This is a genomic window from Citrobacter sp. BIDMC107 (assembly GCF_001037575.1).
Classification (GTDB): domain Bacteria; phylum Pseudomonadota; class Gammaproteobacteria; order Enterobacterales; family Enterobacteriaceae; genus Citrobacter; species Citrobacter freundii.
In genome coordinates, this window is record NZ_KQ089848.1 from 1,360,982 (window position 1) to 1,374,936 (window position 13,955).

The 13,955-nt window shown below is 51.3% G+C and carries 8 protein-coding genes; 6 read left to right on the top strand and 2 right to left on the bottom strand.

Going from position 1 to position 13,955, the window contains the following annotated elements; translation table 11 throughout:
• Window positions 1–212: 212 nt before the first annotated feature.
• A complete protein-coding gene (locus SK39_RS06405; RefSeq protein ID WP_032937030.1) occupies window positions 213–1,769 on the top strand; it encodes a hypothetical protein in 1,557 nt (518 codons plus the stop codon).
• A 6-nt stretch (window positions 1,770–1,775) separates the two neighbouring features.
• Window positions 1,776–6,104 (top strand): AAA family ATPase, encoded by a 4,329-nt coding sequence (locus tag SK39_RS06410; protein ID WP_048216794.1) that lies wholly within the window; start codon window positions 1,776–1,778, stop codon window positions 6,102–6,104.
• 159 nt (window positions 6,105–6,263) lie between these two features.
• On the opposite strand, the gene SK39_RS06415 is transcribed toward SK39_RS06410, so the two are convergent.
• The gene (locus tag SK39_RS06415) at window positions 6,264–7,652 is read right to left on the bottom strand and encodes an APC family permease (protein ID WP_003838705.1); all 1,389 of its coding nucleotides are present in this window, start codon (window positions 7,650–7,652) and stop codon (window positions 6,264–6,266) included.
• A gap of 343 nt (window positions 7,653–7,995) precedes the next feature.
• Entirely contained in the window at window positions 7,996–9,414 is a 1,419-nt protein-coding gene (locus SK39_RS06420; RefSeq protein ID WP_032937032.1) for a glutamine synthetase family protein, read from the bottom strand.
• Between the two features lie 212 nt (window positions 9,415–9,626).
• Between SK39_RS06420 and puuD the strand changes: the two genes are divergently transcribed.
• From puuD to SK39_RS06440, 4 genes are all read left to right on the top strand, one after another.
• A complete protein-coding gene (gene puuD, locus SK39_RS06425; protein ID WP_032937033.1) occupies window positions 9,627–10,391 on the top strand; it encodes a gamma-glutamyl-gamma-aminobutyrate hydrolase in 765 nt (254 codons plus the stop codon).
• Window positions 10,392–10,416: 25 nt separating this feature from the next.
• Window positions 10,417–10,974: an HTH-type transcriptional regulator PuuR gene (gene puuR, locus SK39_RS06430; RefSeq protein ID WP_003830877.1), complete on the top strand. Its 558-nt coding sequence runs from the start codon at window positions 10,417–10,419 to the stop codon at window positions 10,972–10,974.
• Between the two features lie 138 nt (window positions 10,975–11,112).
• Window positions 11,113–12,600, top strand: coding sequence for an aldehyde dehydrogenase PuuC (puuC, locus tag SK39_RS06435; RefSeq protein WP_032937034.1), 1,488 nt, complete (start codon window positions 11,113–11,115; stop codon window positions 12,598–12,600).
• Between the two features lie 2 nt (window positions 12,601–12,602).
• On the top strand, window positions 12,603–13,883 hold the full coding sequence (locus SK39_RS06440) for an NAD(P)/FAD-dependent oxidoreductase (RefSeq protein WP_032937035.1): 1,281 nt from the start codon (window positions 12,603–12,605) through the stop codon (window positions 13,881–13,883).
• Window positions 13,884–13,955: the final 72 nt, after the last annotated feature.

Consider the following 13,955-nt stretch of genomic DNA (forward strand, 5'->3'; position numbering starts at 1 on the left):
GCATTTCCCCGAAATTAATCCCTAATGAGAAACTGACCAAGAAGCTTTAAATCGGGTGGCAACCTGAAGATTTTGGCTACCTCAGTCATAGAGTTCATAATCAATATTAGTGATCGCTGCGCTAGTCTGCATTTAGCATTACGGCTAATATCATTTGCGTCAATTATCATAGTCATTTGATGATATATCACACAGCAGATTTAACGGTAAAAATGATGACACAACAAAATAATAATCTCGCTCAGAATATTAACGATGATGAATTTTCCTCCATCACACAGGTAGAATTGCAAGTTGTAGAGGAGATTAATGCTCCCGAGCAGACCGCATCCATTATTAGCTCTTTCGTAACCTCCTGCCAGGCTCGCGGCGATCAGCCATTGGGGCAATGGTTGGATGATGAATTTCGTAAATATCCACAGATCTGGAAAAACGAAGAAGAGTTACTAAACACTCGTCGGCAGATAATACGGTCTACGGAAGCCTTTAATCAGTCTCGCGACTCATTACAGCAGCATATGGATAAAGGTCGTAGCCGTGCCTCCTGGTTGGCTGGCGAGATAGAAAAAAATGCAGCAGTTTCCGGTTCGGTACACGTAGGCCAATACGCCAGCCTTATCGATAGCGCCTTGGTAGACGCTAACGAAAATGCGCGCAAAACAATCACCACGCTGGCCGGGAATATCAACCAAAACCCCAATCTAGATGGTCTTGTTGCGGAACAGCATCACGTCGATACATTTAATATCGATGCAACCACCAAAGGCAGTCCGTATCGTGCACGGGTTGTTGGTTCACAGGAGCTAAACTCCGTTGATATTGAGATTGTTGACGGCAACGGCAATGTGGTCTGCAAATATCAGTCGAAATATGGTGCTGACTCAAACGCCACAAATACACAGCTCAATCGGGGCGACTATAACGATCAACAAGCGCTAGTTCCCGAGGGGCAAGGCGCAGATGTGGTCAACAGCACAGAGGTTATTGAAGCTGACGGAGTGTCTTCTCAGCCACTTTCTAAAGAGAAAGCAAAAGAATTACAGAAAAAAGCTCAACAAGATGCCGAAGCACGTCAGTACGACTGGAATGACACTAATCGTATTGATATTGCCAAGCAAATTGGTAAACAGGCTGTGCTCGGTGCCTGTATTGCGGTGGGTATGCAGGGAACCAGAATCCTTGCAAGGCGTGCCTGGAATCGCCTGAACGGTCGTGAAAATCCATCCACTAGTGAAGACCTCAACGATTTTTTCGAAAGCTCGCTGCGTACCGGTACGCAAACAGCTATACAGGTTGCTGTTTCCGGAGCGGTCGTAGTCGCTGTCAAGAACGGCTTTCTTGGCGCAGCCTTACGCAGTACACCTGCGGGCCTAATTACCAATATCGTCTGCGTGGGCATACAGAATGCAAAGGTACTTTATAAACTGGGCAAAGGTGAACTGACTGGAGAGGAAGCGCTCGATGCCATCGGTAACACCACTATAACCACGACAATGGCTATTGCTGGTGCAACGGAGGGGGCCACGTTGGGCGCAGCGATTGGTACCGTATTTGGTCCAGTCGGTACAGCCGTTGGAGGGTTTGTTGGCGGTGTCGCAGGTGGTATAGCGGGTGGGCAAATTGGTGAAATCGTCTATAACGCGGGCAAGGTTGTTGCCAAAACAGCTGCCAAAGTCATTGCCAGTGTTACTGAAAATACGAGTCATGTCATTAAGTCCTTTAGCCGGGGTATCAGTAACTTTGCCTCAAACCTTTTCTCATTCTGGTAAATACTGATGAATCTGCTCGAACTTAAGACCAAGATAAAATCCCATATCCTCGCTGGATATCCAGGGCTTTACATCCACTCCGGCGAAGAAAGCCGAGTCGATACGCTATTGCAGGAAATAAGTACAGAACTGACACTGTCTCCCAAAGAGTGGAACCTTGGATATGGCTGGGTTGATTTCCATAACAAGCAGCCTCGGAACACGCAGAGTCAGGCCACCGAACTAGCAGAAAGTTTACCTTCGCTGCTCGATGACGATTTGGACGGAAAACTCCTCATCATTAAAGATGCCCGCAGTGCACTGGAAAACCAGCCACTCGCCGTTGCACGGTTAAAGCAATTGCTCAACCGCATTCAGCGCCACCACCGGAGCAAAACGGCTGTAGTACTTGTTTCAGAAACTTTGCACATCCCAGTACAAATCGAGTCGCAAATCACCTTGCTCCCCCTGTCACTGCCCCAGGGTGAGGAAATTAACCAGCAGCTCAGCAGTTTTTGCCAGATGCTTGATCTGTTTGTCCCGGAAAATATGCATCAGCGTCTGCATACTGCGTGTTGCGGACTGAACCAGGAAGAGATCCGATCAGTATTAGCACTAGTTCGTCAACAGCATGAACAAATTAATGACGAGGCGTTGGCTCTTATCCAGCATGGGAAAGAGCAGATTATCGCAAAAAGTGGCGTGCTTGAGATGCTGCACGTAATCGAAAATGCAACTGACATCGGCGGTCTTGAGAACCTTAAAACCTGGCTCACTCGCCGCGCCCAGATTTTCCGCCGCCTGAGTGAAGCTCGCGATTCACGCGTACAGGCGCCTAAAGGTGTACTTATCGCCGGTATGCCCGGTTGTGGGAAGTCTCTTGCAGCCAAAGCAGCGTCCGGTTTATTCCAGTTGCCACTCCTACGTCTTGATATCGGCTCATTATTGGGTAAGTACGTCGGAGAAAGTGAACATAATATGCGTCGGGCGCTAACAATGGCAGAATCAATTAGCCCCTGTATTTTGTGGATCGACGAACTGGAAAAAGCCTTTGTCGGCATGAACAGTGGCAGTGGTTCGGAGGTTTCCTCACGACTTTTCGGCTATTTTTTGACCTGGATGCAAGAAAAAACCGGTGCGGTATTTGTCATTGCCACTGCTAACAATATTACCGTGCTCCCTCCAGAGTTGCTGCGTAAAGGACGGTTCGATGAGGTGTTTTACGTCGGATTCCCCAACGGCGTAGAGCGAGCAGCTATTCTGGACATCCATCTGAAAGGTGAGTCGCTTGAACTGACCCAGAATGAACGCAATAAGCTGGTAACACAGTGCCGTGATTATGCAGGTGCAGATATTCAGAATGCTATCAACGAAGCTCGAGAAATAGCATTCCTTGAAAACCGCCAGTTGGAGCTGAAAGATCTGGAAGCTGCTATCCAGCTTACAGTTCCGTTACGTGAGACCCTGCGTGAACAGGTTGCCCAATACGAAGAGTTGTTTGAGAAACTCAAGCTCAAACCAGCTTCCACCAGCGATGGTCTTAGCGTAGCGCAGATGATTCAGATGGCGGATAGTGCAAACTCGTTGCGCCGCGCAGAGGTCGCTAATAGCGAAGATTGTCCGGATGATTTACTGGAAAAACTGGCGGCAGATGCAGACCTGAACGTACGCAAAGCAGTATATCGTAACCCGAACTGTCCTGAGCAGGTACTCACCCAACGTATTAACATTGTTAATGACCAGCCTGAGTTTGACATCGATCTTTTACATCTGGCCTGTATACATGCAAATGCACCGCATGATCTGATGGCAACACAATTCGAACGGCTTCAGCTCACTATTCAACATCGACTCCAGCTCGCCAGCAACAGCACAGATAGTACATTGCTTCAACATTTAATGCGTGATCCAGAATTAGACGTTTGCGAGATGCTGATTACCAATAAAAATCTCAGTAAATTAATGCAATTACAACTTGCGAAGGATTCCAGGGTCTCTATTCGCCGACGTTTGGCGCGCAATAGCAATCTTCACCCTGAGGCGCAGGAAATACTGGCAAGGGACCGCGATTTTACCGTGCGTGAAGATCTAGCAGATCTTGATGGGCTTAGCGAAAAGGTACAACAGATCCTGACGCTGGACAGCGATCAGGACGTGCGTGAAACACTGGCTAAACGCCGCCGTGAAGGATTACTCGCGGAAGCTGTACAACTAGAGTTAGCAAAAGATGAATGTACGGAAGTTAGGGAGTCATTAGCGTCTAACCCCAACCTGACTGCAACCGCACAGATACGGCTGACTCAGGATACGCGTGTCTCGGTTCGTCGCAAGCTTGCCGAACACCCTAATCTGTCCAATCCCGCATTAAACTCTTTGCTCAAGGACACAGATGAAGTTCTTAGAGAACTCGCCGGTAGCAAACACTTTGATAGCGCCCTGTTGCAAAACAATTTGAGCCAGCATCCGTCAGAAAAAATTCGTATTGCCCTTGCCAGCAATTACGCTCTTCACCCTGAGGTTCAGGAACAACTGACCAAAGACAGCTGCACAGAAGTACGTGAGACATTAGCTGGCAATGCTAACATTGCGGACGACACGATCTGTACCTTAATGGATGATAGCGATGATGATGTTCGTGCACGCCTGGTACACTGGCGCAATTCGCTGCCAGAGAAAGCTATACATCATCTCGCGATGGATCAAAACCATCAGGTTCGAAAATCGTTGGCTTACACTGAAAATCTACCGAGTGAAGTACAGCAGCGACTAGCCAATGATATCTACGATGTTCAAAAAGAGCTGGCAAGAAACGCCACTATAAGTGCATTAACTCAACAGCAATTACTGGATAACGGTAACCAGGAAGTGCATTACGCGTTAGCAGGTAATCGCAACCTGACGGGTCCAATCATGGCGCAGCTCGCTGAAATGCATGATAGCGAAATCCGTGTTCAACTGGCCAGGAACAATGCCCTTACCGCTCCAATCATTGGTAAATTAATAAAGGATGAAGAGGAAGTACAACTGGCGCTTGCACTAAATCAGCATCTCAATGAAGAGTACTATACGCAGCTTTACGACACGGGCTCAGCTGCGATACGCGAGAATCTAGCGGGCAACCCACAAATCGGCGAACCGTTAATGGAACGCATCTATAAAACAGAATTGGCGGTAAACAATCTGGCCACGGCGATGGAAAGCGTACAGTCGATTTTAGCCAGCATGAGGGCAAACTCAGGTTTACCATCAACGAAGAATGTGACAAAAATCGCGCTAGCGCTGGCTGGTAATTCCGCGCTATCGGAAACCCTACAGAATAAAATCCTGAATCTGGAGAACTGCAGCGTAGAGATACTCGAAGCGTTAGCCAGTAACCCGGCGTTGAGTAGGGATGGGCAAGAAGAGTTGGTTACGCACAAAGAGGCCAATGTGCGTCAGAAACTGGCGGCCAACCAAAATACGAATACTAAGATTCTCCACGAGCTGCTCCTTGATGATGAAGACAAGGTTCGCATCGCCCTGTTACGTGATTGGTGGACAGATCGCGAGATCGAATGGCAACTGGCGAACGATAAATCGGTCAAAGTACGCTGCGCAGTTGCGGCCTCACAAAGCCCAGGAAAAGCAGTTCAGGTGAAATTGGCAAACGATAGAGACCAAAGAGTACGTGCCCACCTGATACCAGAGGAGGAAAACTATCTCTTTACACTGAATCCTCTAACACAAACCCTTCTTGCCAGAGATAGCGATCTGTCAATTCGCCAGAAAATGGCCTCTTATCCTAAACTGCATCCGTCGGCACAACTCATACTGGTAGAAGATGATGCCATCTGTGTTAGGGAAGCACTGGCTAGAGGTTCGGAAGGACTCTTCAATTCGCCACTGAGTGAAGAAGTGCAGCATCGGTTGATAAAAGATAACGATCTCAGAATAAGGCTCGCATTGGCGAAAAATAAAAGGTTAACGCCAGAGGTCCAGATATTGTTAGCAAAGGATATAGATAACAGCGTTAAAAGAAAGTTGATTGAAGAATCAGATCGCATGAATCCGCTCTCTCTTCTGGTGCAAGAGCAACTGGCAAATGATCCTGATGTCACGATTCGAAGCGATTTGGCTCGGTGCCTGTTTAGTGGGCTCCTTGCTCCACGAAGCAGCCAGAAAATCCGACTGAGACTTGCTAACGATCCAAATGAAGCGGTTCGCGATATTATCATTAAGATGGGGTTATTTGAATTAACCTATTCAAGTGAACAATATAACGATGCCGTTCTGGACGGTTTGTTGGTAAGGGCAACCCACGAGCAAATGGAATTGATCAATCGCATCAGGGAAAAAAATCGACTTGCGGTTCAGTAAACAACACCGCTAAGCAGGTATGCCACGACTTTCCACCGTGGCATACCGTTTTCATTTGACTAGCCGAAAGCTACGGCCGACTTTCACATCCGATGGTGTAAATCTGGCCACTGCTAAATATTAATCGTCATTACCAGATCTCTGCCGATTCCGTTTCCATCACTCCCATGCGCGCTCAGATTTCGCGGCGTCAAACTGCGGAGGCGGTTTACGAAAGCGTCCGGTCAGGTACGCGAGATACACCAGCCCAACGCCGGCCCATACCAGTCCCAGCGTCAGCGATGTCACTTCCAGATTCACCCACAGTACGGCTACCGTGGCGGCACCGACCATTGGCAATACCAGATAGTGCAACTTTTCCTGCCAGGTATGCTTACGTCCTTCACGACGCCAGAAGTGGTTAAACACGGACAGATTAACGAAGGTAAAGGCCACCAGCGCGCCAAAGTTAATCAGCGCCGTGGCGGTCACCAGATCAAAAAACAGGGCCGACAGCGCCACAATCCCGACCATGATGACGTTCAACGCGGGAGTACGCCATTTGGGATGGACATAACCAAAGTATTTCTCCGGGAAGACGTTATCGCGGCCCATCACGTACAGCAGGCGCGAAACGCTGGCATGCGACGCCAGACCTGACGCCAGCGTATTCACAAAGGTGGTGCACAGAAAAATAGACTGGAACAACTTGCCGCCGACGTACAGCGCAATCTCCGGCAGCGCCGCATCCGGGTCTTTGAATCTGCTAATGTCCGGAAAGAACAGTTGCATAAAGAACGAGGCGGCAATGAAGATCAGTCCACCGTACAGCGCGGTAAGAAAAATGGCTTTTGGAATGGTGCGCGCAGCATCTGGCGTCTCTTCAGAGAGGGTCGTTACCGCGTCAAAACCGAGAAACGAGAAGCAGACAATGGTCGCCCCGGTGATAATCGGAATCAAATGCGCATTCTGACTGATAAACGGTTGCAACGACCAGACGGTCCCGACCCCTTCGCCTTTGTGCAGCCCCTGCACCACGAGGAAAATAAACACCACGATAATCGCCACCTGCACCAGGACAAACAGGGCATTGAAGTTCGCCACCAGGTTAACGCTTTTCAAATTGGCCGCGGTAAGGATCGCCACAAACAGCACTACCCAAATCCATGGCGCAACCCCCGGGAATAGCGCGGAAAGGTAAATTTTCGCCAATAGTACGTTAATCATCGGCAGGAAAAGGTAGTCAAGCAGTGAAGACCAGCCGACCATAAACCCCACATGCGGATTAATCGCTTTTTGCGCATAGGTATAGGCCGAACCGGCCTGCGGAAACTGGCGCACCAGCTTTCCGTAACTGATGGCGGTAAACAGTACGCCCGCCAGGGCCAGCAGGTAGGAGGCTGGAACATGGCCATTGCTGATACCCGAAACAATGCCAAAGGTGTCAAACACTGTCATCGGCGTGAGATAGGCCAGCCCCATCACCACTACCTGCCACAGCTTGAGAGATTTACGCAGCTGTGCTTTGCCCGGCTGGGCTGCAAGATCCACAGAAGAATTAGTCGACATAGCTTTCCTCCCCGCGACGAGCCCAGATCTGCGTTCGAAATGTGGGAACAGCAGACCTGGGTCGTATCGGGGTAGAAAGCCATAAGAAAGGCGTCAATGTTGCACGGCACAGATGCGGCCCGTACTTACTGCGGGAGCCATGGATGCTCACGCGGGGCTGGTTTTTAAACATTGGCATCATCACATTTCCTCGTCACAAACTCTGTCGGTTATCTGAAGACCCGTTGTCGCCCGCGCTCCATTACGCGACATCCGGGAAATGGCAGGTATTCCTGCAATTTTGACGGGCTGGCTCCGCTCAGCCCGCATGATGCGACTTCTTTTTAAATGACCTGTACGACTGTCAGGCGTTTTTCAACATCCACTCAATTTCAGTGTCGGTGATAAGACGTTCAAACTGGATTAATTCATCGTTTTTACAGGCGTGATACACGTGGCTAAAACGCTCACCCAATAATTCACGCAGACTGTCGTTTTGCATAAACTCCCACAGCGCATCGCTCTGGCGGATAGGAAACGGTAGCCCTTCCTGCTCCAGTCCGTTGCCTTCCACCTCTTCCTGCAGCGGCAGATCGTTATCCAGACCGTGAAGGATCCCCGCCAGGATGGTCGACATCACCAGATACGGGTTGGCATCCGCCCCTGCCACGCGATATTCAACCCGATGGTTATCACGATCGCCGCAGGGAATACGCAGCGCCACCGTACGGTTGTTATGCCCCCAGGAAGCCTGAGTCGGCACATACATACCCGGCTGGAAGCGGCGATAGGAGTTCACATTCGGCGCCAGCAGCGCCATTGATGCGGGCATCAGATCAATCATCCCGGCAAGCGCACGCTTAAGTAACATGGAATCATCGCCATTCGCATCGGCCAGCACGTTCTCGCCTTTGTTATTCATGACGCTGATGTGGATATGCATCCCGCTACCGGCATGCTCCTCATAAGGCTTTGCCATAAACGTGGCATGCATCTTATGTTTCTCCGCCACCAGCCGTACCAGACGTTTCAACGCCAGCGCGTCATCGCAGGCGTCGAGCACGTTATCGGTATGGTAGAGGTTGATTTCAAACTGCCCAGGGGAGGCTTCAGCCACTGCGCCGTCAGCCGGGATCAGCTGTAAACGGGCCAGTTCATCGATATCGTTTAACACATCAGCAAAATGGTTCAGGTTATCAACCGAGTAAACCTGACTTTGGGTATTGCGATCGTCCGTACCCGGCGCGCACGGCGGCTGCAGATAACCTTCGGGATCGCGCTTACGATCGAGTAAATAGAACTCCAGCTCTACCGCTACGACGGGGAACAGACCGCGCTGGCGAAGTTTCTGCCAGAGTCGGTTCAGTACGTTCCGCGGCTCAACGTCAAAGGGAGCGCCATCTTCATCCAGCATCGTCAGCATCATCTGTGCAATAAATTCAGGATCGGCGGCCGAAGGGGTTAACGTGCCTGCCACCGGTACACAAGTCCGATCCGGTTCGCCAAGCTCCTGGCCTAATCCCGCCTCTTCGACCACATTGCCAAGAATATCCATCGCGAAAACAGATGCCGGGAAATAGCAACCTTTCTCTAACTTATGCAATCCAGCAACCGGGAGGCGCTTACCGCGAAAACAACCATTAAGGTCGGTTAACAGCACATCCACATACTGCGTATTAGGATAGCGTTCCAGATACTGCTTAACTTCGCGCGCAAACGCGCTACTTCGTCTCTCTTCAGAATGCTGAACAAAATTCTCAACTTCTACGATATTGGTTTCCATGATTCACCGCCGTTGGCCTGGTAAGCTGCTCTGTGATTTGACTGTTAAATATAATGTCCACCATTCGACTCTGGATGCAAACAAATTGTTTGTCAAATGTTAAATTAAGTTTGCTAGAAGGTTATTCCGCTGCTAGATTGAGAAAATAATGAACGGAATTGCACAACAAGGAACCGTTTGGCAATAATTTATTCCAAAACGTGAGGTCGATCATGGGCAATATATTTGACAAGCCAGTTATTGGTGTAGTGATGTGTAGGAACAGGCTTAAGGGTCATGAGACCCAGACTCTGCAAGAAAAGTACCTGAATGCGGTATTAAATGCCGGTGGATTACCGATAGCGCTGCCCCATGCGCTCGCGGAACCCGAATTGCTGAACGCGCTGTTACCGAAACTGGATGGTATCTTCCTGCCAGGAAGCCCAAGCAATGTGCAGCCGCACCTCTATGGTGAAAATGGCGATGAGTCTGACGCCGATCCCGGGCGTGATCTTCTGAGCATGGCGCTAATTACCGCCGGGCTCGAAAGGCGCATTCCCATTTTCGCCATCTGCCGGGGCTTACAGGAAATAGTTGTCGCCACTGGCGGGACTCTGTATCGTCGCCTGTGCGATCACTCACAGTTCCTGGAACATCGTGAAGATGCGGAACTCCCGGTGGAGCAGCAATATGCGCCATCTCATGAAGTCCAGGTTCAACAGGGAGGATTGCTATCTCAGTTAATACCAGGTTGCAGCACGTTTTGGGTTAACTCCTTGCATGGTCAGGGCGCAAAAACCCTTGGCCCGCAGCTGCGCGTGGAAGCACGCTCGCAGGATGGATTAGTGGAAGCGGCCAGCGTCCATGACCATCCTTTCGCGCTCGGCGTGCAGTGGCACCCGGAATGGAACAGTAGCGAATACGCCCTGTCGCGTTTGTTACTTGAAGGTTTTATCACCGCTTGTCAGAACCACCTCGCTGAAAAACAGCGACTCTGACCACTACAGTTAAGGAAATGCAATTATGAGCGATGACGGCCTGGCGCCGGGTAAACGTTTGTCAGAGATCCGCCAGCAATTGGGTCTTTCGCAGCGTCGTGCCGCCGAACTGTCTGGGTTAACGCATAGCGCCATCAGCACCATAGAGCAGGATAAAGTCAGTCCTGCCATCAGTACGCTGCAAAAGCTATTGAAAGTATATGGGCTGTCGCTCTCCGAGTTCTTCGCGGAACCGGAAAAGCCTGACGAACCGCAGGTGGTTATCAATCAGGATGATTTGATTGAGATCGGGAGTCAGGGAGTATCCATGAAGCTGGTACACAACGGAAATCCGAATCGTACGCTGGCAATGATGTTTGAAACCTATCAGCCAGGCACGACAACCGGGGAGAGAATTAAACATCAGGGTGAAGAGATTGGCACAATACTGGAAGGTGAAGTGATACTGACCATCAACGGTCAAACGTATCCTCTTGTTGCAGGGCAAAGCTATGCCATTAACACCGGCATACCACACAGCTTCAGCAACACCTCGGCGGGGATCTGCCGCATCATCAGTGCCCACACTCCCACCACGTTCTAATCAGTAACGGCCTGAGTTTCTCAGGCCTTCTTAAATAACGCGCATTAACAGGGTACATCCCTGGGGTATCGTGCAGCCTGATTTTGCCTGAAAAAGATCAGCAACGAACTTTATCTTATTGATATAAAAGGAGTAGCTATGAACTTTCAGAATCTTAAATATTGGCGTGAGAAAGCCAGCCATTATTCACCGGAAACCCGTTTATTTATTAACGGCGAATATTGTGCCGCCGCCGATAACGAAACCTTTATTACCCAGGATCCGGCAGGACAACGCCCGCTCGCCAAAGTCGCCCGCGGCAAAAAAGCGGATGTTGACCGCGCGGTCACCGCAGCCCGCACCGTGTTTGAACGCGGGGACTGGTCGCAGGCATCACCCGCAGAGCGCAAAGCGGTGCTGCACAAACTCGCCGATTTAATGGAGCAGCATCACGAGGAGCTGGCGCTACTGGAAACGCTCGACACCGGTAAACCGATTCGCCATAGCCTGCGTGATGATATTCCCGGCGCGGCACGCGCCATCCGTTGGTACGCCGAGGCGATAGATAAAGTCTATGGTGAAGTTGCCACTACCTCGGTGAACGATTTAGCGCTGATTGTCCGCGAACCGGTGGGCGTGATTGCGGCCATCGTGCCGTGGAATTTTCCCCTGCTGCTGGCCTGCTGGAAACTCGGCCCGGCTCTGGCTGCGGGTAACAGCGTGATCCTCAAGCCTTCCGAAAAATCACCGCTGACCGCGATTCGCCTGGCCGCACTGGCTAAAAAAGCAGGTTTGCCCGATGGCGTGCTCAGCGTTGTGAGCGGGTACGGTCACGAGGCGGGCCAGGCACTGTCGCTGCATCCGGATGTTGATGTGATCACCTTTACCGGCTCGACCCGCACCGGCAAGCAACTGCTCAAAGATGCTGGCGACAGCAACATGAAACGCGTCTGGCTGGAGGCCGGCGGTAAAAGTGCCAACATCGTATTTGCCGACTGCCCGGATCTGCCGAAAGCCGCCGCTAATGCAGCGGCAGGTATTTTCTATAACCAGGGCCAGGTTTGTATCGCCGGTACACGTCTGCTGCTGGAAGAAAGTATTGCCGACGAGTTTATCGCGCTTTTAAAAGAGCAGGCGAAAAACTGGCAGCCGGGCAACCCGCTGGATCCGGAAACCACGATGGGCACGCTTATCGACAACACGCATGCCGACACCGTTCACAGTTTTATTCGCGACGGTGAAGCGCAAGGCACGCTGGCGCTGGATGGCCGCAGCCACGTACACCCGGCGGCCATCGGCCCGACTATTTTTGTCGACACCGTGCCGCAAGCCCACGTCAGCCGCGATGAGATCTTCGGCCCGGTACTGGTCATCACTCGTTTTAGCAGTGAAGCCGAAGCTCTGGCGCTGGCCAACGACAGCGACTACGGTCTGGGCGCCGCGGTCTGGACCCGCGATTTGTCGCGCGCGCACCGCATGAGTCGCCGCCTGAAGGCCGGTTCGGTCTTCGTGAATAACTACAACGACGGTGATATGACCGTGCCATTCGGCGGCTATAAACAAAGCGGTAACGGACGCGATAAATCCCTGCATGCGCTGGAAAAATTTAGCGAATTAAAAACCATCTGGATCTCCCTGGAGTCTTAATCATGACTGAACATACCAGCAGTTATTACGCCGCAAGCGCCAATCAATACGAACCGTTCCCGACCCTTAGCGAATCGGTAAGCTGTGATGTTTGCGTCGTGGGCGGTGGTTATACAGGACTCTCCTCCGCCCTGCATTTATCAGAGATGGGTTACGACGTGGTGCTACTGGAATCCGCACGAATTGGCTTCGGAGCCAGCGGGCGCAACGGTGGTCAGTTGGTGAACTCCTACAGTCGCGATATCGACGTCATTGAACGCACCTACGGCCCGGACGCCGCTAAAATGCTTGGGGGTATGATGTTTGAAGGCGGCAATATCATTCGCGAACGTATCAAACGTTATCAGATCGACTGCGACTATCGTCCTGGCGGGCTGTTTGTGGCCCTGAACCACAAACAGATGGAAACGCTGGAGGAGCAGAAATCGAACTGGGAACGCTACGGCAATACGCAGCTTGAACTGTTGGATAGCAGCGAAATTCGCCGCGAAGTCAGCAGCGATCGTTATGTCGGCGCGCTACTCGACCACAGCGGTGGTCATATTCATCCGCTAAACCTGGCGATTGGCGAGGCTAACGCCATTCGTCTGAACGGCGGGCGCGTCTTCGAACAATCGCCTGTGACGCGTATTCAGCACACCACCCCGGCGGTGGTCAGCACCGAAAAAGGTCAGGTTACGGCACGTTTTGTGATTGTCGCGGGCAACGCCTACCTCGGCGACAAACTGGAACCTGCGCTGGCAAAAAGCAGCATGCCGTGCGGCACGCAGGTGTTAACCACCGAACCGCTGTCGGCGGAGATGGCGCGCTCGCTGATCCCGAAAAACTACTGCGTGGAAGATTGTAACTACCTGCTAGATTACTACCGTCTGACCGGCGATAACCGCCTGCTGTACGGCGGCGGTGTTGTCTACGGCGCTCGCGATCCGGACGATATTGAGCGTCTGGTAATGCCGAAACTGCTGAAGACCTTCCCGCAATTGCAGGGGGTAAAAATTGATTACCGCTGGACCGGTAATTTCCTGTTAACGCTGTCACGCATGCCGCAGTTCGGCCGTCTTGATACCAACATTTACTATATGCAGGGCTACAGCGGCCACGGCGTGACTTGTACCCACCTGGCAGGACGGCTGATTTCGGAACTGCTGCGCGGGGATGCCGAGCGTTTTGACGCTTTCGCCAAACTGCCGCATTACCCGTTCCCGGGAGGCCGCAGCCTGCGCATTCCGTTTACCGCCATGGGCGCGGCCTATTACAGCTTACGTGATCGCCTTGGGGTTTAAGTTCTTCCGCGATAAACCCGACGCACAGGGCGGTCCCCCCTGTGCGTTTTTTTATTGCCGAATAAGCGAAAA

What these genes read in the sequence shown, in the direction of transcription:
- puuD (WP_032937033.1), top strand. Translation starts at nt 9,627, where the DNA reads ATGGGCAATATATTTGACAAGCCAGTTATTGGTGTAGTGATGTGTAGG.
- puuC (WP_032937034.1), top strand. Translation starts at nt 11,113, where the DNA reads ATGAACTTTCAGAATCTTAAATATTGGCGTGAGAAAGCCAGCCATTAT.
- SK39_RS06415 (WP_003838705.1), bottom strand. Translation starts at nt 7,652, where the DNA reads ATGTCGACTAATTCTTCTGTGGATCTTGCAGCCCAGCCGGGCAAAGCA.
- SK39_RS06410 (WP_048216794.1), top strand. Translation starts at nt 1,776, where the DNA reads ATGAATCTGCTCGAACTTAAGACCAAGATAAAATCCCATATCCTCGCT.
- SK39_RS06420 (WP_032937032.1), bottom strand. Translation starts at nt 9,414, where the DNA reads ATGGAAACCAATATCGTAGAAGTTGAGAATTTTGTTCAGCATTCTGAA.
- SK39_RS06440 (WP_032937035.1), top strand. Translation starts at nt 12,603, where the DNA reads ATGACTGAACATACCAGCAGTTATTACGCCGCAAGCGCCAATCAATAC.
- SK39_RS06405 (WP_032937030.1), top strand. Translation starts at nt 213, where the DNA reads ATGATGACACAACAAAATAATAATCTCGCTCAGAATATTAACGATGAT.
- puuR (WP_003830877.1), top strand. Translation starts at nt 10,417, where the DNA reads ATGAGCGATGACGGCCTGGCGCCGGGTAAACGTTTGTCAGAGATCCGC.